Source organism: Marinobacter zhejiangensis (assembly GCF_900114775.1).
In the GTDB taxonomy this organism is placed as follows: domain Bacteria; phylum Pseudomonadota; class Gammaproteobacteria; order Pseudomonadales; family Oleiphilaceae; genus Marinobacter; species Marinobacter zhejiangensis.
On the sequence record NZ_FOUE01000001.1, the window covers coordinates 881639 to 906779 of the forward strand.

Consider the following 25141-nt stretch of genomic DNA (forward strand, 5'->3'; position numbering starts at 1 on the left):
GATTTACAGGAATACCCTATGCCCCAATCTCCAACCACTGCCGGACAGAACCACACCGCGGCCCGAGGTCTGTGGTCATCAAGGCTGGCGTTCATCCTGGCAGCCACCGGATCCGCTGTCGGTCTTGGCAATGTCTGGAAATTTCCCTACATCACTGGCGAAAACGGCGGGGGCGCCTTTGTGCTGGTGTACCTGGCGTGTATTGCCATCATCGGTATCCCCATCATGATGGCCGAAGTCTATATCGGTCGTGCCGGTCGCCATAACCCCATTGCCAGTATGCGCCTTGTGGCGGAACGTAACGGCTGCAGCAGTGGTTGGCGGGTGTCCGCTGTCATTGGTGTGATTGCGGCCTTTGTGATTCTGTCGTTCTACTCGGTGATTGGCGGGTGGGCGGCGTCCTACATTGGCCATTCAGCCATGGGTGACTTCACCGGTCAGGATGCCGAAGTGGTCGGTTCGATCTTCGGCAACCTGTTGGCCAGCCCCGAAAAACTGCTGCTGTGGCACTCGGTCTTTATGTTGCTGGTGGTCATCGTAGTCGCACAGGGCCTGAAGTCCGGGCTGGAGCGGGCCGTCAACATTTTGATGCCGGCGCTGTTCGTGTTGCTGTTGATGGCGGTGGGCTATGCGACTACCACCGGTCATTTCGGCGAAGCGGCGAGCTTCCTGTTCTCACCGAATTTTTCTGCGTTGACCATGGACGGTGTGCTGATCGCCCTGGGTCATGCGTTCTTCACCCTGAGCCTGGGTATGGCCATCATGATGGCCTATGGCTCCTACCTGGGGAATGACGTGTCGATTGGGCGCACCGCGGTGGTGGTGTCGCTGATGGACACCATGGTAGCCCTGCTGGCGGGTCTGGCCATTTTCCCGGTGGTGTTTGCCAATGGCCTGGAAGCGGGCGCTGGTCCCGGATTGATTTTCCAGACCCTGCCCCTGGCGTTTGGCCAGATGCCGCTGGGCGCGCTGTTTGGCACCCTGTTCTTCGTGTTGCTGGTGTTTGCCGCCTGGACGTCGGCCATTTCCCTGCTTGAGCCGGTTGTGGAATGGGTTGAGGAGAAGGTCCTGATTGGTCGTGGCGGAAGCACCCTGCTGGTTGGCCTGGCCTGCTGGTTGCTGGGGATTGCTTCAATTCTTTCCCTCAATGTGTGGTCGGACGTGACCCCACTGGCGATGTTCGAGCGCTTTGAAGGCAAAACCATCTTTGATTTGCTGGATTACTTCACCGCCAACGTGATGTTGCCGCTGTCTGGATTGTTGACCGCCATCTTCGTGGGCTGGTTTGTGGCTAAGGAGTCCCTGGCCAAGGATGTATCGCTGTCGCCAGTGATGTTCTCGGTCTGGACAAACCTGCTGCGCTACGTAACCCCGTTTGCCGTGCTGGTGGTGTTCATCTACAACCTGATGAGCTGATGCCGCGGCTGCCCAGCCCCCGGGGAAACCCTGCAGGTTGGGCAGCCAGCCTTCAAGCTCTACTCACAAGCGGTAATCAGTCGTTGGTTACCCGGCGAAGTTCGTCCAGGTGCGGGCGCAGAGCGCGGATATCCGCCTCGGGCGCCTGACTTACCTGCTCCATCATCGAGATGGCGCCCTGCATCATTTGCCTCATCTGGGCTTTCTGCTCGGCGCTCATATTGGGATTGTTGTCAATTTCCGCCATGGCCTTGGCCATTTCCTGCCGTGAAGCCGAGCTTTGGCCCTGCATTTCGATGGCCATCCAGGCCCGGAATACCCGGTCTCCGGTAGCTCCCCAGTCAGCGGCACTGCTGAAACCGTTGTCCTCAACCACCTCTTCGAATCGCTCAAACTGAGGGTGCCCCTCCATGCGCCCAACGGCGTCAGAGAACAGATGTTCGAGGTCAGGCATGGATGGATTATTGCTATCGTAGTCGTTGTTCATTTCATCGGTGAGGTCGGCCAGCTCTCCTTCCATGGAGTCCAGCTCTGTCAGACTGCTGATGAAATTTTTGACGTCCTGCTCCGTCAGTGAATCGGCAAACGCGCTGCCGGCCGACAGCAACAGCATGGTCAGCAGGGCCAGCCCTGCTTTTCGAAAATGGTACATATGCACTCTCCCTAGTCAGTTAAGCCGCCGGCAGGTCAATGCCGGTTTCGGTCCGCCTACAACATAGAGCTGACGAGGGCCGGGAGCAAGTGTTGTCTGGGGAAGGAGGGGAAATGACTGTGTGCCCGTTTGTTGTTATCCGGCCTGCTGGTGGCCAGGTAGGCGATAACGCCGGTGTTTTGGGACACACAGTGGATGTCGATTAGTGTTGTTGTTTTGCCACGTGTCGTTGTTTTTTGATTCGTGCAAAAGCTAAACGTCAGAGGCCCGGTTTGGGTTCCAAAAAAGTTAGACTTTAGTCTAGTGTCCCGTCTGGCTAATTCCTTAACCTACTGCTTGCCTCTGAGGACACTGACCAAGGCGCCAGTCTGCAGGTGTGGTGGTTCCACATCAAGGACTGGCAACACAGGCTCAGAGTCCTCAGAGGCAAGCCCTTCGGGAGTTTCTGAAAAGCCGAATGGCGTCGTTCTGCTGTCTCGATTTGGAACCACCAAATCTTCACCAGCACGCCTAGCTCTTCGGCTTTTCAGAAGCTCAGTAGGTTAAGGAATTAGCCAGACGGGACACTAGTGCCCTGGGCATTGGCCGGAAACGGCCCATTGCTGCGCGGTCATCCGATACAGGCAATGCTGGCGCAGGGGGCTGTCCGGCGGCAGCGCCGGGTGCTCGAAGGTATCTGGCGTTGCCGACATACCAAGCCGTTCCATCACGGCGCGTGACCGGCGGTTGTTGACGGTGGTAAACGATACAACCTCAGCCAGCTGCAGTTCGTTGAAAGCGAACGACAGGGCGGCCTGTGCCGCTTCCGTGGCATAGCCCTGCCCCCAGTATCGGGCCGCCAGGCGCCAGCCGACTTCGACACAGGGGGCAAACGGTAAGCCGTCGTCAATCCGGTGCAAGCCCACAAACCCCAAAAAAGCGCCACTGCCCCTGTGTTCCACCGCCCAGAACCCCCAGCCATCACCGGCAATCATCTCCTCGCAGCGTGCCGCCAGGGTGTTGCTTTGCGATCGGGTCAGACAATAAGGGAAGTACGCCATCACATCGGGGTCGGCATTGAGTTCCGCGAACGGTGCTCGATCCTCCGGCCGCCACTGGCGCAGTAACAGGCGGGGCGTCTGCAATGATTGAGGCGGGCGGTTGTGACGCTGCTCTGGCATAGGCATTCCTTTAGTAATCGGTGTGGATTGCCTTGGGGCGGTACCACTGCCCGATACCGTAGCTGGCCAAGCTGAACAGGGCAATGCCGATCGCATCTGCTGCCAGGTCGAGGCTGTCCAGGGTTCGGCTGGGGATCCAGGCCTGGCTGAGTTCCTCTGCCACGGCGAACACGGTAACCGCCAGGGTGCCGACATAGACCTTCACCCTTTTCGTAACGGCAATCGTCTTCAGCTCCAGGGCCAGGTTCACCAGTAGCGTCAGCAAACCGTACAGCAGCAGGTGGCAGGCCTTATCGCCGTAGGGCCACTGTTGGACCAGGTAAAAGAACAGGCTGCTGTTGCCACTGTCGGCAAGGTAGATGATCCAAAGCATAAACAGGAAGAGCGTTGCGGCAAGTATGCAGACCAGTCGATACATAGCGGTTTCCGTCACAAAGGCATGGTGGCTGGAAGGATGACGGAGGGAAGTGGCACTCCCGGTGAGGAAATGTGATGAATTGTGGCCTTTTTAGCGGTTGGGACACCCTTTACGCCTAAAGAATAACCAAAAATGCTTGCGTCCAGTCACGCAGTTCTCCATAGCTAAAGGGCCAGTCATAGGCTCCCTGCGCCATAAGGCGTTCTTATCCAAGTAAAAAGCAAAGGAGAATTTGCGATGTACTACAAACAGTTAATTGCTGACGCACAGCTGACGTCGTTCAAAGAGGGGTTTGAGCAAGCGTCCGGTAACTCGGTGTCGATGGATTACCTTTACGGTGCCCGGGTCTTTGGCCTGTATCGCAAAGGCAAGATGATCGGCGGATTCGTACTGAACAACGGACCGCAGCTGCGATATGCCGCGATGCTGGGGCAGCAGTGTGCCCAGTTGCCGTTCAGCCTGTCGGAAGTGGTGGAAATCACCTGCTATTTCCTGACCGAGAAGTCTCCGTTCCATTGTTCCCTGGCCGGGCTGATCATTGCTCTGGAGTGCTGGCGCTCAGGACAGAACTATATCCTCGCCGGAACCCGGATCGAGAAGGTGTATCGGACCCACAGCCGGGTTATCCCTAACGTGTGCTATCAGGGTATGGTGGACACCGCCAATGGCCGTCAGCACTGGTGGTTCTATTGGGCCGAACGGAAGCAGATGCCGCTGACGGTGTTGCAGGAAATTGGCTTTCGCTACCTGCCCCGTCGCAAGCGCACGGTTACGGCCTGATGTAAGGTGGTTTGGCTTGGCGCATAGCCCCGGCTACAGGGATTGCACGGTATCCGGTAGATACTGGTCAATGAGGTCCCGTAGCTGTTCACTCTGCTCCAGTCGGTAACCACCAGCGTGGCGGTTGCATTCGCACTCCAGGTGCCGTTTGTAATCCGCCACGCTCCGGTCAATGCTGTCCAGCTCTTGCAGGAGCCGGGCAAGGCTTGTTCCACCGTGTTGGACCAGCAACAGCCGCGAGATGTTGTCGGCCTTATCGTATCCCCGTGATGGTGATTGGTACTGGGCATTGCGCTGGTTGATCAGCTCGATAGCCGCCTCAAAACGGCGGGCCGCTTCGGCGGGCTGAGACAGCTTGAAGTGGGCCCACCCCGCCATCTCATGCAGATGAGTCCGGTAGTAGTCGTAACCTTCCTCGTCGGGATAAGGGTTGGCCTCGATGCTATCCAGCGCCTGCTGATATTGCTGCTGGTCCAGGTAGAAACCCACCAGTGCGGTTAGCGCCTGGTCGAGGGTGTAGATGTCATCTGCACGGTTAGCCCAGCGCAGGCTCTCGATGTATTGGTGTTCTGCTTGCGGCAGATCGTTGAGCACAAGGTAAAGCTTGGCCTGAGCCTGGAAATTGTCGGCCAGGAACCAGCCCTGCTCGCCTGGATACTGCTGGCGATAGTCTGCCGAATGCTGCCAGTGCTGCAACGCAGCCTCCTGTTCGCCTCTCCTTTCGTCCACCGCCGCTTTCAATTCGTGGGCTTCAGCGAGGAAATAGGCCGTGTCTGGACCCTGTATCTGCAACTGGTAAATCTGTATTACCTCGTCGAGATCATTGTGTACCTGCTTGGCTACTTTTGGGGCTGCCACATCGCCGTATTCCAGACGGATGCGCGCCCGCAACGACAAAACCGCCGCCATCTCCAGCGTATCCTGCAGACCCTGCTCGTTCAGTAACGCCATGGCCTGGCGATTGTAGGCGAGGGCCTCGTCTGCCTGCTCGTTATAGAACCGGTCGTAAGCGGCGTGAGTGAGGATCTCCAGACGTTCCTGCGGATCTTCGGTACTGGCCAGTTGTGCCTCCCAGTCCGGCTCCTGGTAGCCGGCACGGTCCAGCAGGGAGTAGATCGGGTAGTAATCCCAGGCCATCAGTGTGGCGGGGGTGGCAAGCAGGATCAGCAGATAGAAGGTCAGCCCGGCTGTCGTTTCCCACAGGCGTGGCAGGGGGCTGCCAAGACGTTGCAGGATATTGCGGGTGGCCTGCTGGCGGGTGCAGAAATTCCAGGGCAACTTCAGGTCGCGAATGGCCTGGTAAATGGCCGCCATCTGGTTGGCCCTGGCGGCGGTGTTCAGCGTGGTGCTGGTTTGTCGCAGGTGGCTGAGAACCCGGGCTTCCCGGTACTGGTACAGCAAACCAAAGCCCAGCAGGAAACCAATGCCCGCCAGCAGGGGCGTGTCCAGGGCCCAGGCCAGAGCCAGGAACATCAACACACTGAGGCCGTGAAAGACGCCCTGCAGCCTGGGCCAGCGCTGGAACAGCAGGACATTGGCCAGCTGGCCGCCGTCCAGCGGCTGGATCGGGAGCAGGTTGAAAAAATTGATGAAGAACAGCATGGCGATCAGCACGGGCATCCAGTCTGTCGCGTTGACCAGCCCCATTTGCCAAAGGGCGAGGGCCAGTATCAGTCCGGGGACTGGCCCGGCGAGGTAGATAACGGCACTTTGCCAGGGGCGAACCTGCTGTTTTCGGCCGGTGGCCACCGCGCCGAGGAATGGAATAAAGAGGATCTGCAGGTCACGATAGCCAAACAGGGCCATGGCGGCGATGTGGCCCAACTCGTGGAACAGCAACACGGCGAGCAGAATAAACAGGCTGTCGAGATCCATCCGATAGCCAAAGCTGACCATGAACAGGATGACCGATCCTGCCAGCAGGAGGGTCTTACCCGCAGTAGAGCGGGAGGGTTTGCCAAGTATGGCTTCCTGACGCAGATGGGCCAGCACTTCCGCATCGGTGCTGAGCTCGGCTGCCGGAGTAGGGTCTGGCGTCGGATGTTGGCGCTTTTGCGTCCGTCGTATTGCCCGCCAGCAGCCGCCAAGAGTAAAGCGATAACAGGTGTCGCTGATGGCTTTGAGGTCACCTTGCGCGAGTAAAGCCTGTCGGTACTGTTCGAGGAAACGGTTGCCCCAATCGGCAAGCTCAGCCACGGAGAGCTCACGCCAGTCACACATCTGTTGATCAAGCCGCTGGCGGTGGTAGGCCCAGTGCTCAGCCAGGGTGGGGCTGTCCGGGTCTTCCCAGTCGTAGCCTGGAATGGCCATGCCGACCAGGTGCCATGTGCCGTTCGTGGTGTAGCAGTTGCTCCCGTCCTGGGCGACATTAAGGAACTCTACAGTGACACCGTGGCCTGACTCTGGCAGTGGGTGCAGGGAGACCTGGGCATGACTGCGAGTGCCCTGATGGTAGAGGCTGCGGACAAAGCTGGCCTGTCCGTTCTGGTTGTAGGGTTCGTGCACCCGATACCAGGCTCCGGGCTCAAACCCCAGGGCCTGTAGATTGTCGGTCGTATCCTGCAACAACCGAACCGTTATGGCGGGCACGTCGTCGGCCCGGGCTGGGGTGTAGTAGGTGCGCTGAGTCCAGCGCAATGTGCGTAGCTTGATCACCGCTGAGCCGACCATCACACCGTAGACAGCAACGATAAATATCAGGAACCCAAACAGGAACTGCATACCCGGTGACCCTTCCCTGAGTGCAATTGGTGATTGATCGTTCGGATATAGTAGCCGTTACCTGCTGGAATTGGCCGCCTGCTCTGTCACCGTTTGTAGTTTTTTGTGAGGCGGCCTGATCCTGGTAGGCACTAGCGGTGGCGCTGGTAAACCACGCCTTCGCGAATCACAAAGGCGAGTTTGGCCAGTTCGGCAATGTCCTGGGTTGGGTCGCCATCCACCAGCAGCAAGTCGGCTGGGCTGCCAGGCTGAATCCGGCCCAGGCCGCTGTTACCCAGCAGGGCGCCAGGGGCAACGGTCGCCATTCTCAGCAGGTCGGTGGGCTCAAACCCGTAGGATTGCAGCAACTGCAGCTCGCGGATGGTTGATGCACCGGGAGTCAGCCCGGGGATGCCGGTGTCGGTACCAATGACCTGGGGAACCCCGGCCTGGTAGAGCCGCTTCACGTTTTCAGCCAGGTTGGCGTTGAATCCTGACAGCCGCGAGAGGTAGTCCTGGGAGAAGGTTGTGGAGTGGTAATCGGCGGTGGCCTGGTGCCAGTCATGCCCCCAGGCCGTCAGCAGGCCCGGTGACGCCAGCTCCTGTTCCAGCGGGGTCAGCGGCGGCTGTTTGTCCAGACCGCGCTCGAACCACTCCCAGATCTGGGCGGTTGTCACCACCACCACCCCGGAGGCCTTGAGCTCAGCCAGGTCGTCGTCGCTCAGCAGGTCCACATAAGGCGTGTGCATGAGCACATCCGAGCCTGCCCGGGCTGCAATGACGGCATCCTGGGCGCTGCCTACGTGAGTGTATACCGGCTTGCCAGCGGCGTGAGCCCGTTCAACCACCGCACGTACGTCGGCCTCCGCCAGTCGTGGCGAGTCCCACGGGATAGCGCCGTCCAGCACCAGCTTGACGTGGTGACCAGGCCCGTTGACCAGGGCGTCGAGTGCATCCGAACTGGCGGCGGCCGAGCCAATGGGCAAGACCTGTTCGTTGATCGCCATTTCGGTCATGGGCCAGGGCACGAATTCACGGAACATGGGGATGGGGTGACCGTCTTCGGCGGTGATCATGCGCGTTGCCTGATAGATCGCGGGGGATGGCGCCAGCGCCTGGTCAAGGGACGCCAGTGCGTTGGGTGAACCTTCCACCACGGAGGTGACGCCGCTGTAGAGGAACGCTTCACGCTGGCCTGCTACCGAGATCATGTCGATGCCGTCCAGCGCCCAGGGAGGGCGGCCATCCGAGGAACCCAGGTGAACGTGAAAGTCGGTCAGGCCGGGTAACAGGGTACGGCCTTCCCCGCGCAGGGTTTCGACCTGGCTGGCAGGCACCTCGTCGCCCGCCCAGTAAACCCTGGCAATAAGACCCTCTTCGATGTCTACTGCCTCGGCCTGACGCAGTTGTCCTGAGTGGTCATCAAACACCGCAACGGACGTGATTCGCAGCCGTTCGCCGGACGACGACCAGGTGGTGACCAGATCGGCTGGTGCATTGACGGTAGCCCGCACCTGGTAGAAGCCAAGGGTTCCGGCCAGGGCCAGAACCACGACAACAAGGGCCAAAGCGGATACGACGGTCTTCTTCATTGTGATGCCTTCCTTGGTTGTGAACTCGCAGCCATCGCAAGTATGGGCCTGGCGGAACTCTGGGTCTTGTCCCTGCGGGCCTCGTGCTGTTTTTTGCAGATGATGTCCGGTTTTTTCTCCATGTCTCGTTCCTGGTTGTTAACTGATGGGGAGAGGCTTTCAGTCAACTAGACGACAGCGAGGATGGATATGTGACATGGCGCCGGGATGTTTTCCGGCCGGTCAGCCACTGCAACGTTGGGTAGGTTGTTGCTGAAGGGCGCGTGGTGCGAGGTAAAAGGGAGGGGAAGCCAGTGGGGCCCGCGTTATTGAGCAGGCCCCATGGCACCCATTCAGAAGAACAGGTCTGGCAGGTAGGTGGCAATCTCAGGGAATGCCATGATCAAGGCCAATCCCACAATTTCCACCACCACGAACGGTATGATCGACCTGTAGATATCACGCATGGTGATATCCGGTGGCACCACACCTTTGAGGTAGAACAGGTTGAAGCCAAAGGGTGGCGTCATGTAGCCGATTTCCATGTTGATCACGAAGAGGATTCCAAACCAGATGGGATCGAACCCCAGGCTTTCAACAATGGGGATGAACACTGGCAGTGTGATCAGCATGATGCCGACTGGGTCGAGTACCATCGCCAGCAGGAAGGTAATCAGCATCATGGCGATGATAATGCCCCATGGCCCGCCGGGGATCATTTGTATCAGGTTCTCGATCAAAGCCTGGGCGCCCATGCTTTGATAGGCTGCGCTGAAGGCGTGAGCTGCGAACAGGATCCACATGATCATACCGGTGAGCTTGAACGTGCGGACGGAGGCTTCCCTGAGAATTTCCCACTTCAGTTGGCGGTAGACTGCAGCGGAAAGCAACGCACCCAGCACGCCCATCGCGGCGGCTTCAGTCGGTGTGGTGATGCCGCCAATAATCGAGCCAAGAACCATGACGACCACCCCGATGGGCAGCAGTACCGCGCGCAGGGCGCGGAATTTTTCCGGCCAGGTACCGCGTTCCTCTTTCGGCAGCGCCGGTGCCAGTTCCGGCTGCAGATGGCTACGCACCAGAATATAGATGGCGGTGAGCACCATCAGCAGGATTCCGGGCAGGATTCCGGCAGCAAACATCTTGCCTACCGATACGCCGGTGATCAGGGCATAGAGGATCATCAGGATGCTGGGGGGAATCAGGATACCCCAGCCACCCCCGGTGTTGATGACACCAAGGGCCATATTCTTGTCGTACCCGCGTTCCAGCATTGATGGCAGGGCAATGGTGCCCATGGCTACGACCGCCGCACCACTGATACCGACCATGGCAGCAAACACGGCGCAGATGCCCAGGGTTCCAAGGGCCAACCCGCCTTTCAGCCCGCCGCACCAGAGGTGCATCATCCGATAGAGATCCCTGGCAACGCCGGTGCGTTCGAGGATCATCGCCATGAACACGAATAGCGGAATCGCCACCAGGGTAAAGCTGCCCATGGTGCCCCAGATCTGGGATGACACCATATAGAAGGAGTCAAAGCCCCAGGTGAAGTAAAGGAACACGACTGAAACGCCACCGAGCACAAAGGCCAGCGGCAGGCCCAGCAGCAGGAAGAACAACAGTGAGCCGAAGAACAGCAGCGTCAGGATTTCAATACTCACAACATCTCTCCTTCAGATGCCTCGTCCTGTGGCTTGTAGTAGCTGAGATTGCAGGCGATGGCGATGTCCTGCAGAAGTTTCACGATGCCCTGCAGGGTCAGTAGCGCTGTTGCGACCGGGATGGCCAGCTTGACCGGCCAGATCGGAGGGTTCCAGGCAGAGAATGACGTTTCCCAGCTGGAAATGGATTCCTGGGCCATGTCATAGCCGAAATACAGTAGGGCCAGCATAAATATGAAAAATACCGAAGAGCTCAGGATATCCACGACCGCACGGCCCCGAGGGGGAAGTTTCGCGTGCAGGAGGTCGACGTTGACGTGGCCACGGTGTGCCATGATGTAACCGCCGGACATAACCGCGTAGATTCCGAATAGCATCTGGGTCAGCTCATTGGTCCATACGGTGGGGGAATTGAGCAGGTAACGGAAGCCGACTTCCAGTAGCAGGAAGGCAAACATGGCGAAGACCAGCAGGGCGATCCATCGTCCAATGAAATCATTGAGACGAGTGATGCCGTTCATGAACGCAGTCAGGGCTTTCATGGCACTCTCCGGAAATGCGTGTTCAGGGTCAGACAACGAAACCGGGAGCCTCAAGGGTGACGCCCCCGGTTATGACAGGTTGATCAGTGGCTGTTACAGGTAGCCGAGTTCGGCCAGGTAGCCTTTGAGCAGGTCCAGCGCTTGCTGGGCCCGTTCGCTACGTTCACCTTCGGCATCCCACATGGATTGGGCGGTTTGCACCAGGCGCGCCTGAACCTCATCGGGCAGCACGTTGACTTGGACACCGTCATTGGCAATGACGTTGGCCAGCGCGACTCGCTCCTTATATTGGTACTCGTTGGTGCGGAACCAGAATTGCTCATCCAGAGTCTGTTTGACGATGTCCTGCAGGTCCTGGGGCAATTCATCCAGCGCTTTCTGGCTGACAATGATGACGTCGGTGCCGGCAATGTTCAGGGCAGGCTGAACGTGGTATTTGGCCACTTCATAGAGCCCCATGCTGGCGGCACCCTGGGCCGCGCCCCAATGGGCGCCGTCAACAATGCCGGAGTCCAGTGCTGAGTAGAGTTCGCCGCCCGGGAGGTAGGATGCTGCAGCGCCGGCTTCGGTAAGGAATTTCTGCAACACGCCGGAAGAGCGAATCTTCAGACTCTCAAAGTCCTCCCAGCTATTGATGGGACGACTGACCACCATTTCCGTAGGGAAGACCTTATCTGTTGCCCAGTAGACGCCAAATTGCGCGGCTTCGTCCTGCAGCATTTGCTCAAAGCCCAGGCCCTGGTGGAAGTAGGCGGCTTCCCAAACATTGCGGAACGCAAACGGCAGCCCGGAGGCGATGCCCGCCAGGGTCATTTTGTCCTGGGCATAGGACGGCGAAATGGTGCCCATTTCCAGAATGCCGCGACTGACCGCATTAAAGGTATCTTTCGGCTTGAACAAAGCGCCAGACTCATACAGCTGCAACTGCAGACGTCCGTCAGAGCGTTCTTCCAGCAGTCGTTTGATGCGCTCCAGGCTGTCGGTGTAGGAGCTGCTGGCACCGGGCCAGTGGGACTGTACTTTCCAGGTAAAGGTTTCTTCCGCCTGGGCATTCCCTGCCAGGGTGACCGACAGGCCTAGGGTAATGGTGGATGCCAAAACGGTCAGTTTTTTCCGTAGGGAGGTAAATGTCTTCATTGTTCAGCCTCAGGGAAACATTGTTGTGTTTGTCTTTATCATTCTGCAGTGCGGAATTCGCAATTGCAGAATGAAAGCTGTAAGCTGAATCTAACACAAGAATGGCGATTTGCAATAGGCTAGATGGCTAGTCGGATGAAACTTTCGATATGGCCACGCGTTGCTCCATCGTCTTTACCATGAGGATAGGTCATGATCAGAACGCAATCGTTTGAAGGAGTGGTTCACCTTGTTATTGCCCGGCCGGACAAAAAGAATGCCCTGAGCCGGGAAATGTACCAGACGCTGTCGGCTTCTGTGATTCAGGCGGACTCGGACGAAACCGTACACGCCATTGTGATCAGTGGTGAGGGTGGGGTCTTTACGGCAGGCAATGATCTCGATGACTTCCGTGCCCGGGCCACCGACCCTTCGCCACAGCCTTCAGCGGGACTGGCCTTCATCGAAGTGCTGATGCATTGTCAGACGCCGGTCGTTGCGGCCGTGGAGGGTCTGGCGATTGGTATTGGCACAACCCTGCTGCTGCACTGCGATGCGGTTATTGCCACGCCCAGCGCCCGTTTCAAGACAGCGTTTGTCGGTCTTGGGCTGGTGCCGGAGGCCGCCTCGACGGTTACCATGCCTCTGCACCTGGGGGCCAGGCGGGCGGCCGACCTTCTGTTGTTTGGCGACATCCTGAGTGGCGAGCAGGCGCTGGCGTGTGGTTTGGTCAGCGAATTGGTGGCCGATGGGCAGGCCACCGAGGCGGCCCTGGCCAAGGCCCGGAAGCTGACTTCACAGCCACGGGAGGCCTTGAGGGCGACCAAACGGTTGCTCAAAGCGCCCTGGCTCGGCATAGCGCAGGAGGCCTTGGAACGCGAGCGGGCGGTGTTTGCCGAGCGGCTTCGGTCTGACGACTGCCATCGGGCGCTGGCAAAACTCGGAAAGTAGTGCCGGGGCTTAGTCCCAGTAAGGCGCTTTCAATTCCCGTTTCAGTACCTTGCCAATGGTCGAGCGCGGCAGTTCCTCCCGCAGCTCGACCGCGTTCAGGCGCTGGCTCTTGCCCAGCCGTTCATTGGCCCAGGTCAGCAATGTCTCTGCGCTGGCAGGGTGTGAGCCGTTACAGACCACCAGGCCCAACGGTGTTTCGCCCCACTGATCGCTGGGAATGCCGATCACCGCCGCATCAGTAACCGCCGGATGTTCCAGCAGCACCTTTTCCAGATCGACCGCGTAGATGTTGAAGCCGCCAGAAATGATCATGTCCTTGCGCCGATCGAGAATGTGAAGGAAACCATCCTCGTCGATACGGCCCATGTCGCCACTGCGGAAGAAGGTTTCACCCTCGGGGCTGGTCCATAACATCTCCCGGGTTTGTTCGTCGCGGTGATAATAACCGCGCATCATCGCGCCGGCGCGACCGACGATCTCGCCAATCTCCCCCTGGGGCAGTTGCTGTCCATTGTCATCAAGAATCCGCACCACCGAGCCCTCGGTGGGCTGGCCTACCGAGTCCCATTTATCCGGAAAGGCGATACAGTCGAGGCTGGTGGATATGCCGCCTTCGGTCAGGCCATAGACTTCCCGAAGCCCGCCAGGCCAGCGTTTCACCACCTCGGCGATGACATCACTGCGCAGTGGGGCGCTGGTGGAGAGCTTTAGCCGGAAACTGGACAGGTCGAAGGTGTCGAAGTCCGGTACCGCCAGAATACGCTGGTACTGCACCGGTACCAGCATGGCGTGGCTGACCCGGTGTTGTTGTGCCAGTTCGAGGAATCCACGGGCATCAAACTTTGCCATCAGAACCAGAGTGCCACCGTAGTGCAGCGTTGGCAGGGCAGAAACCAGGGTGGTGTTGGAATACAGCGGCGTCGAGACCAGGTTGATGGCGTCCCCGTCCAGGCCGTAGCTGGCCATGCGCCGGATCTGCCGGGAGCGGAACCGGTAGTCATGGAGAATGCCCTTGGGGGTACCGGTGGTGCCGGAGCTGTAGATCAGGTTGAAGGGTGAGTCCAGGCTGACGTCGGCGGGGGCGGGCTGGTCATTGGCGCCCGCAAGCCAGTCATCCAGGCTGAGGCCGCTGGCGTCGGGGTGGTAATCGAGGCCGATGCAATGCTCGCTGGTGACACGGTCGAGTTGGCCAGTGACTTCCGTCAGCAGACTGTCATTGCGGCTCGAGACGAACAGCCAGCGGGTGTCGCAATCGTTGATCATCAGGGCCAGGGTTTCACCATTTGCCATGCCGGACAGCGGCACCATACAGCCGCCGGCAATCAGCACCGCCAGATAGAGGGCGACATAGTCCGCACTGTTTTCCGACAAGCCCGCCACGGTATCACCGGGTTGCAGTCCCCGTTCACGGAGCCGGTTGGCAATACGGTTGGCCCGACTGAGCAGTTCGGCCCAGGTCAGCGAACGATCACCATCGATGACTGCGGTCTTGTTGGGCTGCTGGCTGAGGTGCTCCTGAATGTGATGACCAATGGCATCAAGCTGTTCGTCAGCGTTGACCGGCGCGAGGTTAGGCATGTTCTGTCGGATATCTACCATGTCGCAATTTCCTGTAGTTTTGTTTTATCTGGCGAAATAGATTTCCGATATATTGACTCAAAACTCAATTTCGTGACAAATTAAATCCGCTTTCCGAAAAATGACGCGCCATTTGCGTCACCAAAGACAACATGAGGGAGCGGCAGATGAAACGTTTCAAAGGCCGGGTCGCCATAGTGACCGGCGCTGGCAGTGGGATTGGTCAGGCCTCGGCTGTCCGGTTCGCCCAGGAGGGCGCCAGCGTGGTGTTGGTGGATTGGTCCGATGTCGGGCTGGCTGGCACGGAAAGTCTGATGCCTGAAGGCACCCCGGTTATGCGCCGGGTGATGGACGTGGCGGACGAGACAGCCGTCGCTGAGTTGGTTGACGCTGTGATCTCAACCTTCGGGCAAATCGATGTGCTGTGTAACAACGCTGGCATTTCGGGCTCCCATCCGCCGATTACCGAGCAGGATGTAGCGGAATGGCGAAAAATTCTCGACGTTAACCTGATCGGCTCCATGCTGTTTATCAAGCATGTTGCGCCCTACATGCAGGTCCGCAAGCAAGGTGCCATCGTTAACACCGCCTCGGTGGCCGGCATTCGGTCCGGTGCAGGCGGCAATGCCTACAGTGCCTCCAAGGCGGGGGTGATCAACCTGACTCAAACCGCGGCCTGCGATCTCGGTGGTGACAATGTGCGGGTCAATGCGGTGTGCCCAGGGCTGGTGGAAACCGGCATGACCCAGAGGATCTTTGACTACGCCCGCGAGCAGGAGAAGGCCCACAAGCTCGGTTCCCGTTGCGAGTTGCGCCGGTATGGTGTGCCTGAAGAGATTGCAGCGGCGATCCTGTTCCTGGCCAGTAATGACGCCAGTTACATCACCGGTCAGGCTCTGGCCGTTGATGGCGGCAATACCGCTTCACTCAACTTACCAGGGATGAAAGTCTGATGTCTGAATCTACTGAGTTGGAGCTGGTAACTGATGCCAGTGAACTGGGCGGATTTCACTCGATCCTGGGGTATCGCCAGGCATCCTGGGATGAAGATTGCGCGGTCATTGAACTGGAACTGACGCCGCAACACCTGAACTTGGGAGGCGTTGTCCACGGTGGGGTTTTGTCATCGCTACTGGATATCGCCATGGCCCAGGCCGGTACCTACTGCCCCTATCCCAATCGCATGCGCAAGGCCATCACCCTGTCGATGACGGTAACGTTTACCGGTCAATGTTCCGCTGGCCTTATCCGTGCCACCGGGCGCAAGCGTGCCGGTGGACGCCGTATTTTCAACAGTACCGGTGAGGTTCACGACGCCGATGGCAACCTGCTGGCCATAGGTGAAGGTACCTTCCGTATCCGATCTAGCAGCGAACATCCTGAGGGCGAGCCCATCTGATGCTGGCCCGACAAAAACAAACAGAGGCACAAAACCATGTTTGAACTTTCCGATAAAGCGCAGCGCCTGCGTGATCAACTGATCGATTTCATGGATCAGCACATCTACCCCAATGAGCATGTGCACCACCAGCAATTGGAACAGGCGGAAAACCGCTGGGCGCCACTGCCAATCATGGAAGAACTGAAAGCCAGGGCCAAAGCGGCCGGGCTGTGGAACCTGTTCCTGCCGGAAAGTGAGTTTGGTGCCGGGCTGACCAACGTTGAGTATGCCCACCTGTGCGAGATCATGGGGCGCTCACACATGGCGCCGGAGGTGTTCAACTGTGCAGCCCCGGACACCGGTAACATGGAAACCATTGCCCGTTATGGCAACGCCGATCAGCAGGAGCAGTGGCTCAAGCCGCTGCTGGCCGGTGAAATCCGTTCCTGTTTCTCCATGACCGAGCCGGACGTGGCCTCATCCGATGCCACTAACATTGCCTGTGAGATTCGCCGTGAAGGCGACGAGTACGTGATCAACGGCCGTAAGTGGTGGTCCTCCGGCGCGATGACCACCACCAGCAAAATCGCCATTGTGATGGGCAAGACCGACCCCAATGCCCCGAAACACCAGCAGCAGTCGATGATCCTGGTGCCGCTGGACAGCCCGGGCGTAAAAATGGTCCGTCCGCTTACGGTATTCGGCTATGACCATGCCCCCCATGGGCACGCCGAGATTCACTACGACAACGTACGGGTGCCGGTGACCAACATCCTGCTGGGTGAGGGTCGGGGTTTTGAAATTGCCCAGGGCCGCCTGGGACCAGGTCGCATCCATCACTGCATGCGTACCATCGGGGTCGCCGAGCGGGCACTGGAAGCCATGTGCAAACGCGCCAATGCCCGTGAGGCCTTCGGTAAGCCACTGTCTTCTTTTGACTCCATCCGCAAAGACATTGCCCGCAGCCGTATTGAGATCGAACAGGCGCGACTGATGACGCTCAAGGCGGCCCAGATGATGGATACCGTCGGCAACAAGGTGGCCCGCCAGGAAATCGCCATGATCAAGGTTATTGCCCCGAGCATGGCCTTGAAGGTGATCGACCGCGCCATTCAGGTGCACGGCGGCGCCGGCGTCAGCCAGGACACCTTCCTTGCTGAGGCCTGGGCCAAGGTCCGTACCCTGCGACTGGCGGACGGCCCGGATGAAGTCCACCTGGACGCCGTCGCCAAACTCGAACTGCGCCAGTACCGCGACCAGTAACAGGAGACTGTCATGACCAATTCGAACCGACTGTTTGACCTGACCGGCAAGGTGGCGCTGATCACCGGCTCAACCAAGGGAATCGGCCGCTCCATCGCCGAGGAAATGGCCCGCTGTGGTGCCCGGGTGGTGATATCCAGCCGTAAGGCCGACGCCTGTGAGGCAGTGGCAGCGGAGCTGACGGAGCAGGGGTACGACGCCATTGCGGTGCCCTGCCATGTGGGCAAAAAAGACGACCTGCAATACCTGGTCGATCAGACCCTGGCCACCTGGGGGCAGATTGATGTTCTGGTATGCAATGCGGCCACCAATCCGGTCTATGGGCCAACCAGTGAGATGACCGATGACGCCTGGGACAAGATCATGGACACCAACGTCAAGGGCACTTTCTGGCTGACGAACATGGTGCTGCCGCATATGGCCGGGCGTGGCGAAGGCGCTGTGGTGCTGTTGTCCAGCATCGCGGGTATCCGAGGTAACACCACCATCGGCACTTACGGTGTGTCTAAGGCCGCAGAAGCGGCTCTGGCCCGCAACCTGGCGGTGGAGTGGGGGCCGAAAGGCATACGCATCAATTCCATTGCACCGGGGCTGATCAAGACCGACTTTGCCAAGGCATTGTGGGAAGACCCGGTGCGGGTCAAACAAGCAGAGGAGAAAACTCCCCTGCGGCGTATCGGCGAACCGGTGGACATTGCCGGTCTGGCGGTATTCCTCTCGACGCCAGCCAGCGCCTACATTACTGGTCAGGTGATTGTCGCCGATGGCGGCGAGACCATTTGCTGAGGTTGCCATGAGTATTGCCCCCCAGCTGGTGGACGTCCTGGACGCCCACCGCTTCGATGAAAAAGCGCTGTTGACTTGGTTGCAGGGCGTGTTGCCGGAGTTTGGCAGCAATCTGTCTGTGCAGCAGTTCCAAGGTGGTCAATCTAACCCCACGTTCCTGTTAGAGGCCGACAGCGGCCGTTATGTGCTGCGCAAGAAGCCACCGGGAAAGGTCCTGCCATCTGCCCACATGGTGGAGCGGGAATACCGGGTCATCCGAGCGTTGGCCGAACACACTGAAGTGCCGGTGCCGCGGGCCCAGGCGCTGTGCGAAGACAGCAGTGTGATTGGAACACCCTTCTACCTGATGGAGTTCATGCCCGGACGTATCGTCAGCCATCCGGCCCTGCGGGCACTCGGTCGCCAGGAACGGTTGCCAGCCCACCAGGCGGCTATTGATGCACTGGCGAAGCTGCACTCAGTGGACGTCAACGCGGTCGGGCTCGGTGATTTTGGCCGCCCGCAAGGTTATGTGGCGCGGCAGGTTGCCCGCTGGACAAAGCAGTACCTGGCGTCAAAGACCGATGAATTGCCCGCGATGGACCGGCTGATGGCATGGTTGCCGGAGAACCTTCCAGCCACGGATGAAACCGCCATTGCCCATGGTGATTATCGGTTCGGCAACCTGATGCTGGCACCGGATAAGCCCGAGGTGATTGGGATACTGGACTGGGAGCTGTCGACCCTGGGGCATCCGCTGGCCGACCTGGCCTACTACTGCCTGCCGTATCACCTGCCTTCAGATCTTGACGGTATGCGTGGATTAAAGGGCGACGACCTTGAAGCACTGGGTATTCCCGATGAGGAGGAAACCATCCGTCGCTACTGCCGTCAGACCGGTAGGGCGGCGATTGAGGATTGGCATGTGTACCTGGCATTTTCCCTGTTCCGTCTGGCCGCCATAGTCCAGGGCGTCTACGCCCGGGCGCTGCAGGGTAATGCCAGTAATGCCGATGCCCTGGAGGTGGGCAAGCGAGCCAGCCTGTTGGCAGAGGCTGGTTGGCGCATCGCCCAACGGGGAGAAGGAGGCGTGTTATGAGCGGACCCATGGTACGCCGTATCCTGATCACCAACGACGACGGCATCAATGCCCCGGGGCTGGTGGTCCTTGAACGGATTGCCCGGCGGCTGGCGGAGGAAGTCTGGGTGGTGGCTCCGGAGCACGATCGCAGTGGCGCGGGCCAGAGCATATCCATTCATTCCCCGTTGCGGGCATACCAGGCTGGTGAGCGGCGTTATGCCTTGTCTGGTACCCCGGCAGACTGCGTGTTCTACGCACTGGGGGAGCTGTTCGGGGATTCTCCGCCAGACCTCGTGTTATCCGGCGTCAATTGCGGTGCCAACATCAGTGATTCGGTTCAGTACTCCGGAACGGTAGGGGCGGTGCTGACCGCCCAGCACATGGGAGTGCCGGCCATTGCGTTGAGTCAGGCCTATTTCAGCCGCGAAAGCATGGATTGGTCGGCGGTGGAAACACACGGTGAAAGCGTGATTCGGAGGCTCTGGCAACCAGATACTGCCCTGTGCTGGAACGTGAATTTCCCTGCCTGTCGTGCGGATGAGATTGATCGGGCGAGTTGGTGCCGGCATTCCTCGGGCTCCATTCGCCGTGCTCACCTGCGTCCTGGTCAGGACGGGCGCAGCCTGCCGTACTGGTGGCTGACGTTTGAGCGCAGCTCCCGTCATATTGTGGCGCCAGACCTGGATGTGACGGTGCTGCGGGAAAAAAACATTGCCATAACCCCACTGCGCAGCAGCGACCCTCTGCCTGGTGGCCCTGATACGTTCAGCCTTGACGCGCCAGACCTCGGCGGTCCTTCACGATAACAACACTATTTACTTGGAGATCAGCAATCATGTTTACCAGGCACTACAAGGTATGGCCGAAGGACCTGCCCAAGACCATGACGCTGCCACAGACCAGTCTGTTCACCAACCTGGCCATTACCGCCCAGCGCTATCCGGACCATAACGCCATCATCTACTACGACACGGCCTTTACTTATCGGGAACTGCTGGCGGATGTGGAGGCCATGGCCGGTTACCTCCAGGAAAAGGGGGTGAAGAAAGGCGACCGGGTGCTGTTGTACATGCAGAACTCACCGCAGTACGTCATCAGCTATTACGCCATCCTGCGGGCTGATGCGGTGGTGATCCCGGTGAACCCGATGAACCGGGCTGCGGAGCTGGAGCACTATATCGCCGATACCGGTGCCCAGGTATGTCTTGCCGGCCAGGAGCTGGCTAGCTTTATCACCCCGCTGGTGGCGAACACCAACCTGGACACGGTGGTCATCGCGGCGTACAGCAGTTATCTGCGGAAGCCAACAGACCTGGAACTGCCGGCTGAAGTTGCGGCATCTCCGGCCCCGATCTCCCAGCCGGGCTGTGTGGCCTGGGAGGCCGCGCTGGCGCTGAATATCTCACCATCAGCCCATACCGCCGGGCCCGACGACCTGGCGGTGTTCCCCTACAGCTCCGGCACCACCGGCGCGCCGAAAGGCTGTATGCACACCCATCGATCCGTGATGGCGACCGCTGTGCATCGGGCGTTCTGGAACCTTAGCACCGCGGATACCGTACAACTGGCCACATTGCCATTTTTCCACGTCACCGGCATGACCAGTTCGATGAACAGCCCCATCTACAGTGGTTCCACTGCCGTCATCATGACCCGCTGGGACCGCACCACGGCAGCACGGCTAATTGAACGCTACCAAGTGACGGGCTGGACCAACATCGTCACTATGGCGGTCGACTTCCTGTCCAACCCCGACCTTGGCCAATATGACCTCAGCAGCCTGAACACCATCGGTGGCGGTGGGGCGGCAATGCCCGAGGCGATTGCCGCCAAGCTCAAAACTCTCACAGGGCTCGATTACATTGAGGGCTATGGGTTGTCGGAAACCATGGCCGCCACCCATATCAACCCAACTGGCCAACCCAAGGCCCAGTGTCTTGGCATCCCGGTCTTCGACGTCGACAGTCGTATCATCGACGTCGAAACCCTGGAAGAGAAAGGGCCGGGGGAAGTGGGGGAAATTGTCAGCCATGGCCCACAGGTCACTGTGGGTTACTGGAACCGTCCTGCCGATACCGAGGCGGCCTTCATTGAAATCGATGGCAAGCGCTTCTTCCGTACTGGTGATCTGGCTTACTACGACGAGGATGGCTACTTCTTCATGGTCGACCGGGTCAAACGGATGATCAATGCCTCCGGTTTCAAAGTGTGGCCGTCCGAGGTGGAAGGCCTGATGTACCGTCATCCGGCGATTCACGAGGTCTGCATCATTTCCTCTCCTCATGAGAAACGGGGGGAAACCGTCAAGGCGGTGATCGTGCTGTCACCGGATTCGGAGGGGGCAACCAGCGAGGAAGACATCATCGCCTGGTGCAAGGAAGAGATGGCCGCCTACAAGGTCCCTGCCATCGTGCAGTTCGTTGATGAATTGCCCAAGTCCCCCACCGGTAAGCTGATGTGGCGAGCCCTGCAGGAAGCGGAGTGGCAGGCGCAGGGCTAACATTCCGCACCTGAGAGTGAAAACCCGGGTTATTTCATTTTTCTAAGTAAAAATGCCGATAATCCGGGTTTATTTTTGCCTATATGTACGCATAGCGAAACAACATTTTATTATATTGACACGTTAGACGATTGATGTAATTGTTTCACGACACGATGCGGAAAAGACTTTTACTGCGTTTGTGGCCTCACAACGACCGACAACAACAACAGCGGAGGGGCAGAATTGAACCTATTCTTCCAACAGATCATTAACGGCCTGACGTTAGGCAGCATCTACGGGCTGGTAGCCCTGGGGCTGACCCTGGTGTACGGCATCCTGCATATTCCCAACTTCGCCCATGGCGCCCTCTATATGGTGGGTGCTTTCATGTCCTACTTCCTGATGATGGACCTGGGGGTGCATTACTGGGTGGCTATGGCGGGTTCTGCTGCGATAGTGGCCATCCTGGCGGTGCTCTGTGAGCGCCTGGTCTTCCACCCACTGCGTAACTCGCCACCCATCCACGACAAGATTGCCGCCATCGGCATCCTGTTGTTCCTGGAAGCTCTGGTCCAGATGTTCTGGGGTGCGGACTTCCGCCGCCTGAGCTCTCCGTTCACTGGCATTCTCAACTTCGACGGTCTGATCATCCCGGAACAGCGGTTGCTGATCATCGTTGGTGCATTTGTGCTGGTGGCTGCGCTGCAGCTATTCCTGCGCAAGACCATGATCGGAGCCACCATCATCGCCATGGCCCAGAGTCGTGACGGTGCCTTCCTGGTGGGTATCGATGCCAACCGTGTGGCGATGATGACCTTTGCCATCTCTGGGGTGCTGGCGGCCATTGCAGCCACGCTCTATGCACCGATCAACCTGGTGTACCCGGCGATGGGCCACCTGGTGATCATGAAGGCCTTCGTCATCATCATCCTTGGCGGTATGGGCAGCATCCCCGGGGCCATCGCCGGCGGCATGATCATTGGCTTCGCCGAGGCCTTTGGCGGCTTCTATATCTCCACGGCTTACAAAGACATCATCGCGTTCGGGCTATTGGTTGTGATTCTGTCTGTTCGTCCGCAGGGCCTGTTTGCCAAAGGAGCGCACTGACATGTTCAAGTTCGGATCTTTCCTGATGACACCCATGGCCAAGTATCTGATGCTGGCCTTCGCCCTGGTGTTCCCTTTGCTCGCTAAAAACGAGTACCAGGTGTACGTGATGGCATCCGCTTTTGTCTGGGCGATTGCGGTCTACGGCCTGAACATCATCACCGGCTTCTGTGGTCAGCTGAACCTGGCCCATGGTGGCTTCTTCGCCATCGGCGCCTATACCCTGGGCCTGCTCAGCTCAGACTATGGTTGGAGCTTCTGGCCAGCGTTTGTAGCAGCGCTGGTGATGACGGCAGGGCTGGGTTTCCTGGTGGGGGTGGTGTCGCTGCGGCTGAAAGAGCACTACTTTGCCATCTTCACCCTCTGTGTCGGTTTCATCATCTACCTGCTGATGGATAAGTGGGAAGAACTGACCCACGGCCCCATTGGCGTCCGTGACATTGCTGCGCCGTATGGGTTTGGCCTGGTGGACTTCACCAATACCGTTCCGTTCTATTACCTGGTGCTGGCGTTCCTGGTGTTTGCGATCTGGTTCATGGGCCGGCTGTCCCGGTCCCTGCTGGGGCGTACCTTCATTGCCATCCGCAACGGCGATGAGCTGGCGGAGTCCCTGGGCATCAACCTGATGCGCAACAAAATACTGGCATTTGTGTTGTCCACGACTTACGCCGGTCTGGCGGGTGCGCTGTACGCTGGCATGGTGCGGTTCATTGGCCCGGAAGAAGCCAACATTAACCACACCTTCGACATGATCACCTACCTGCTGGTGGGTGGCATCGGTACCATCACCGGCCCATTGCTGGGCACTGTCGGCATTGTCTGGATCACCCAGTCGCTGCAGTTCCTCGAAGAGTACCGGATGATCATCTTCGGCCCGCTTCTGGTGCTGCTGGTGATTTTCTTCCCCCGCGGCATCACCGGGTCTTTCCTCGGCTGGATGCACCACAAACGCCAGCAACCGCAAGCGACGGCCAAGCGCCAGGCTTCCAAGGCCACTGCCGCAACGGAGGTGGAGAGCAATGCTTAAGATCGAACACCTGACCAAGATGTTTGGCGGTCTGGCTGCCGTCAATGACGTGTCCGTTGTATTCGAAGCCAACAAGATTAACGCCATCATCGGGCCTAACGGGGCCGGCAAAAGCACCTTCTTTAACCTGGTGTCCGGGCTGCATCAGCCAACCTCCGGGCGCATCCTGCTGGACGGTGTTGACGTTACCCAGATGCGTTGTGACAAGGTGGCTCAACTGGGCGTGGGCCGAACCTTTCAGACCACCAACCTGTTTGAGCAGGCCACGGTGCTGGACAACCTGATCGTCGGCCACCGCCTGCGGACCCGTTCCGGGCTGTGGGATGTGCTGATCAATTCCCGGCGCTTGCAGGCGGAGGAAAAGGCCAGTCGGGACAAGGCTCGGGAAGCACTGGATTTCGTGGGTTTGTCCCATGTCGAGAACCAGTACATTGCCGACATCACCCAGGAAGAGCGCAAGCGGGTGGCCTTTGCCCTGGCGTTGGCGACGGACCCCAAACTGGTGCTGCTGGATGAGCCTGCTGCCGGAGTCAACCCGGAAGAAACCGATGGCCTGGCCGAGCTCATGAAAAAGATGGTGGCCAACGGTCTGACGGTGTGCCTGATCGAACACAAGATGGACATGATCATGGGCATGGCCGACAAGATCATGGTGCTGGACCACGGCGAAAAGATCGCAGAAGGCACTCCGGCGGAAATCAAGAGCAATCCAGTGGTGATCGAAGCGTACCTGGGGAGTGACGAAGATGCTGCAGCTTAAGAACGTGGATGTCTGCTACGGCAGCTTCAAGGCACTCAACAACATTTCGATGACCGTGGACACCGGGGAGCTGGTGGTACTGCTGGGCGCCAACGGTGCCGGAAAATCCAGCCTGTTCAACGCCATCAGTGGCCTGAACAAGCCCAGTGCCGGCGATGTCGAGTTTGAAGACCGTCGTCTTAATGGCCTTAAGCCCAATGCCATCGTCAGCGGCGGCGTCGTCCAGTGCGCCGAGGGCCGCAAATTGTTCCCGCACATGAGCGTGCTGCAGAACCTGATGCTCGGCGCCTACGTCCATCGTCGTGACCGGGCCGGGAATAAGCAGCGTCTCAACGAAGTGCTGGAGCTGTTCCCCATTCTCGAAGACAAAGCCCAGCAGCCAGCCGGTTCGCTGTCCGGTGGACAGCAGCAAATGGTGGCTATCGGCAGGGCCATGATGAGCCGCCCCCGATTGCTGATGCTGGATGAACCTTCGCTGGGACTGGCACCGCTGGTGGTCAAGCAGATGTTCGAAATCATCAAGCAGATCAACAGCCTCGGCACCACCGTGTTGCTGGCGGAACAGAACGCCTTTGCCGCCCTGAAGATTGCCGACCGTGCCTACGTCATGGAAAACGGCCAGCTGGTCATGGAAGGCGATCAGGAAACCATGCTCGGTAACGAGCAGGTTCGTCGGGCCTACATCGGCGCCTGATGAGCATTCATTCGACAAAGCAATAATGACAAT

23 protein-coding genes are annotated in these 25141 nt (G+C 58.8%); 14 read left to right on the top strand and 9 right to left on the bottom strand.

Features of this window, described 5'->3' with window-relative positions; genetic code table 11:
• Nucleotides 1-18: 18 nt before the first annotated feature.
• On the top strand, nt 19-1416 hold the full coding sequence (locus tag BMZ67_RS03950; protein ID WP_092020585.1) for a sodium-dependent transporter: 1398 nt from the start codon (nt 19-21) through the stop codon (nt 1414-1416).
• Between the two features lie 76 nt (nt 1417-1492).
• On the opposite strand, the gene BMZ67_RS03955 is transcribed toward BMZ67_RS03950, so the two are convergent.
• The 3 genes from BMZ67_RS03955 to BMZ67_RS03965 form a co-directional block, all read right to left on the bottom strand.
• Nucleotides 1493-2068, bottom strand: a complete 576-nt coding sequence (locus BMZ67_RS03955; RefSeq protein ID WP_092020586.1) for a hypothetical protein — start codon at nt 2066-2068, stop codon at nt 1493-1495.
• A 566-nt stretch (nt 2069-2634) separates the two neighbouring features.
• Nucleotides 2635-3228 (bottom strand): GNAT family N-acetyltransferase, encoded by a 594-nt coding sequence (locus tag BMZ67_RS03960; RefSeq protein WP_092020587.1) that lies wholly within the window; start codon nt 3226-3228, stop codon nt 2635-2637.
• 10 nt (nt 3229-3238) lie between these two features.
• Nucleotides 3239-3646 carry a VanZ family protein gene (locus BMZ67_RS03965; protein ID WP_092020588.1) on the bottom strand — a complete coding sequence of 136 codons (408 nt, stop codon included), beginning with the start codon at nt 3644-3646 and terminating at the stop codon, nt 3239-3241.
• Nucleotides 3647-3883: 237 nt separating this feature from the next.
• On the opposite strand from BMZ67_RS03965, the gene BMZ67_RS03970 reads away from it, so the two are divergent.
• Complete coding sequence (locus BMZ67_RS03970; protein WP_092020589.1) at nt 3884-4426, top strand: hypothetical protein; 543 nt, start codon at nt 3884-3886, stop codon at nt 4424-4426.
• Nucleotides 4427-4459: 33 nt separating this feature from the next.
• Here BMZ67_RS03970 and BMZ67_RS03975 read toward each other — a convergent pair whose 3' ends face one another.
• The 5 genes from BMZ67_RS03975 to dctP all read right to left on the bottom strand — a co-directional run bounded on the left by BMZ67_RS03975 (nt 4460) and on the right by dctP (nt 12040).
• The gene (locus tag BMZ67_RS03975) at nt 4460-7147 is read right to left on the bottom strand and encodes a site-2 protease family protein (protein ID WP_092020590.1); all 2688 of its coding nucleotides are present in this window, start codon (nt 7145-7147) and stop codon (nt 4460-4462) included.
• Between the two features lie 131 nt (nt 7148-7278).
• Complete coding sequence (locus tag BMZ67_RS03980; protein WP_092020591.1) at nt 7279-8718, bottom strand: amidohydrolase family protein; 1440 nt, start codon at nt 8716-8718, stop codon at nt 7279-7281.
• Nucleotides 8719-9050: 332 nt separating this feature from the next.
• The gene (locus tag BMZ67_RS03985) at nt 9051-10361 is read right to left on the bottom strand and encodes a TRAP transporter large permease (RefSeq protein WP_092020592.1); all 1311 of its coding nucleotides are present in this window, start codon (nt 10359-10361) and stop codon (nt 9051-9053) included.
• Nucleotides 10358-10903 (bottom strand): TRAP transporter small permease subunit, encoded by a 546-nt coding sequence (locus BMZ67_RS03990; RefSeq protein ID WP_092020593.1) that lies wholly within the window; start codon nt 10901-10903, stop codon nt 10358-10360. Before BMZ67_RS03990 ends, BMZ67_RS03985 begins: the two co-directional genes overlap by 4 nt.
• 93 nt (nt 10904-10996) lie before the next feature.
• On the bottom strand, nt 10997-12040 hold the full coding sequence (dctP, locus tag BMZ67_RS03995) for a TRAP transporter substrate-binding protein DctP (protein ID WP_092020594.1): 1044 nt from the start codon (nt 12038-12040) through the stop codon (nt 10997-10999).
• A gap of 192 nt (nt 12041-12232) precedes the next feature.
• On the opposite strand from dctP, the gene BMZ67_RS04000 reads away from it, so the two are divergent.
• Nucleotides 12233-12970 carry an enoyl-CoA hydratase/isomerase family protein gene (locus BMZ67_RS04000; RefSeq protein ID WP_092020595.1) on the top strand — a complete coding sequence of 246 codons (738 nt, stop codon included), beginning with the start codon at nt 12233-12235 and terminating at the stop codon, nt 12968-12970.
• A gap of 9 nt (nt 12971-12979) precedes the next feature.
• Here BMZ67_RS04000 and BMZ67_RS04005 read toward each other — a convergent pair whose 3' ends face one another.
• Entirely contained in the window at nt 12980-14569 is a 1590-nt protein-coding gene (locus BMZ67_RS04005) for a class I adenylate-forming enzyme family protein (protein WP_092020596.1), read from the bottom strand.
• Nucleotides 14570-14715: 146 nt separating this feature from the next.
• Here BMZ67_RS04005 and BMZ67_RS04010 point away from each other — a divergent pair, with 146 nt between their 5' ends.
• The 11 genes from BMZ67_RS04010 (at nt 14716) to BMZ67_RS04060 (ending at nt 25108) form a co-directional block, all read left to right on the top strand.
• Nucleotides 14716-15501, top strand: coding sequence for an SDR family NAD(P)-dependent oxidoreductase (locus BMZ67_RS04010; protein WP_092020597.1), 786 nt, complete (start codon nt 14716-14718; stop codon nt 15499-15501).
• Nucleotides 15501-15947 carry a PaaI family thioesterase gene (locus BMZ67_RS04015; RefSeq protein WP_092020598.1) on the top strand — a complete coding sequence of 149 codons (447 nt, stop codon included), beginning with the start codon at nt 15501-15503 and terminating at the stop codon, nt 15945-15947. The genes BMZ67_RS04010 and BMZ67_RS04015 overlap by 1 nt, the downstream gene beginning before the upstream one ends.
• A gap of 36 nt (nt 15948-15983) precedes the next feature.
• Nucleotides 15984-17192, top strand: coding sequence for an acyl-CoA dehydrogenase family protein (locus BMZ67_RS04020; protein ID WP_092020599.1), 1209 nt, complete (start codon nt 15984-15986; stop codon nt 17190-17192).
• Between the two features lie 12 nt (nt 17193-17204).
• A complete protein-coding gene (locus tag BMZ67_RS04025; RefSeq protein WP_092020600.1) occupies nt 17205-17978 on the top strand; it encodes an SDR family NAD(P)-dependent oxidoreductase in 774 nt (257 codons plus the stop codon).
• A gap of 7 nt (nt 17979-17985) precedes the next feature.
• Nucleotides 17986-19056, top strand: coding sequence for a phosphotransferase (locus BMZ67_RS04030; RefSeq protein ID WP_092020927.1), 1071 nt, complete (start codon nt 17986-17988; stop codon nt 19054-19056).
• Nucleotides 19053-19844: a 5'/3'-nucleotidase SurE gene (gene surE / locus BMZ67_RS04035; RefSeq protein ID WP_092020601.1), complete on the top strand. Its 792-nt coding sequence runs from the start codon at nt 19053-19055 to the stop codon at nt 19842-19844. Before BMZ67_RS04030 ends, surE begins: the two co-directional genes overlap by 4 nt.
• 29 nt (nt 19845-19873) lie before the next feature.
• Nucleotides 19874-21538: a long-chain fatty acid--CoA ligase gene (locus BMZ67_RS04040; RefSeq protein ID WP_092020602.1), complete on the top strand. Its 1665-nt coding sequence runs from the start codon at nt 19874-19876 to the stop codon at nt 21536-21538.
• Nucleotides 21539-21763: 225 nt separating this feature from the next.
• Nucleotides 21764-22627 (top strand): branched-chain amino acid ABC transporter permease, encoded by an 864-nt coding sequence (locus BMZ67_RS04045; protein WP_092020603.1) that lies wholly within the window; start codon nt 21764-21766, stop codon nt 22625-22627.
• 1 nt (nt 22628) lies between these two features.
• A complete protein-coding gene (locus BMZ67_RS04050) occupies nt 22629-23654 on the top strand; it encodes a branched-chain amino acid ABC transporter permease (protein ID WP_092020604.1) in 1026 nt (341 codons plus the stop codon).
• Nucleotides 23647-24414 carry an ABC transporter ATP-binding protein gene (locus tag BMZ67_RS04055; RefSeq protein ID WP_092020605.1) on the top strand — a complete coding sequence of 256 codons (768 nt, stop codon included), beginning with the start codon at nt 23647-23649 and terminating at the stop codon, nt 24412-24414. The genes BMZ67_RS04050 and BMZ67_RS04055 overlap by 8 nt, the downstream gene beginning before the upstream one ends.
• On the top strand, nt 24401-25108 hold the full coding sequence (locus BMZ67_RS04060) for an ABC transporter ATP-binding protein (protein WP_092020606.1): 708 nt from the start codon (nt 24401-24403) through the stop codon (nt 25106-25108). Before BMZ67_RS04055 ends, BMZ67_RS04060 begins: the two co-directional genes overlap by 14 nt.
• Nucleotides 25109-25141: the final 33 nt, after the last annotated feature.

Bases quoted from the DNA above. Each gene is read 5' to 3' on its own strand.
- BMZ67_RS03960 (WP_092020587.1), bottom strand. From the start codon at position 3,228: ATGCCAGAGCAGCGTCACAACCGCCCGCCTCAATCATTGCAGACGCCC.
- BMZ67_RS04005 (WP_092020596.1), bottom strand. From the start codon at position 14,569: ATGGTAGATATCCGACAGAACATGCCTAACCTCGCGCCGGTCAACGCT.
- BMZ67_RS03970 (WP_092020589.1), top strand. From the start codon at position 3,884: ATGTACTACAAACAGTTAATTGCTGACGCACAGCTGACGTCGTTCAAA.
- BMZ67_RS04040 (WP_092020602.1), top strand. From the start codon at position 19,874: ATGTTTACCAGGCACTACAAGGTATGGCCGAAGGACCTGCCCAAGACC.
- surE (WP_092020601.1), top strand. From the start codon at position 19,053: ATGAGCGGACCCATGGTACGCCGTATCCTGATCACCAACGACGACGGC.
- dctP (WP_092020594.1), bottom strand. From the start codon at position 12,040: ATGAAGACATTTACCTCCCTACGGAAAAAACTGACCGTTTTGGCATCC.
- BMZ67_RS03955 (WP_092020586.1), bottom strand. From the start codon at position 2,068: ATGTACCATTTTCGAAAAGCAGGGCTGGCCCTGCTGACCATGCTGTTG.
- BMZ67_RS04055 (WP_092020605.1), top strand. From the start codon at position 23,647: ATGCTTAAGATCGAACACCTGACCAAGATGTTTGGCGGTCTGGCTGCC.
- BMZ67_RS03990 (WP_092020593.1), bottom strand. From the start codon at position 10,903: ATGAAAGCCCTGACTGCGTTCATGAACGGCATCACTCGTCTCAATGAT.
- BMZ67_RS03975 (WP_092020590.1), bottom strand. From the start codon at position 7,147: ATGCAGTTCCTGTTTGGGTTCCTGATATTTATCGTTGCTGTCTACGGT.
- BMZ67_RS04000 (WP_092020595.1), top strand. From the start codon at position 12,233: ATGATCAGAACGCAATCGTTTGAAGGAGTGGTTCACCTTGTTATTGCC.
- BMZ67_RS04030 (WP_092020927.1), top strand. From the start codon at position 17,986: ATGAGTATTGCCCCCCAGCTGGTGGACGTCCTGGACGCCCACCGCTTC.
- BMZ67_RS04010 (WP_092020597.1), top strand. From the start codon at position 14,716: ATGAAACGTTTCAAAGGCCGGGTCGCCATAGTGACCGGCGCTGGCAGT.
- BMZ67_RS04025 (WP_092020600.1), top strand. From the start codon at position 17,205: ATGACCAATTCGAACCGACTGTTTGACCTGACCGGCAAGGTGGCGCTG.
- BMZ67_RS04060 (WP_092020606.1), top strand. From the start codon at position 24,401: ATGCTGCAGCTTAAGAACGTGGATGTCTGCTACGGCAGCTTCAAGGCA.
- BMZ67_RS03980 (WP_092020591.1), bottom strand. From the start codon at position 8,718: ATGAAGAAGACCGTCGTATCCGCTTTGGCCCTTGTTGTCGTGGTTCTG.
- BMZ67_RS04050 (WP_092020604.1), top strand. From the start codon at position 22,629: ATGTTCAAGTTCGGATCTTTCCTGATGACACCCATGGCCAAGTATCTG.
- BMZ67_RS04020 (WP_092020599.1), top strand. From the start codon at position 15,984: ATGTTTGAACTTTCCGATAAAGCGCAGCGCCTGCGTGATCAACTGATC.
- BMZ67_RS03965 (WP_092020588.1), bottom strand. From the start codon at position 3,646: ATGTATCGACTGGTCTGCATACTTGCCGCAACGCTCTTCCTGTTTATG.
- BMZ67_RS03950 (WP_092020585.1), top strand. From the start codon at position 19: ATGCCCCAATCTCCAACCACTGCCGGACAGAACCACACCGCGGCCCGA.
- BMZ67_RS04015 (WP_092020598.1), top strand. From the start codon at position 15,501: ATGTCTGAATCTACTGAGTTGGAGCTGGTAACTGATGCCAGTGAACTG.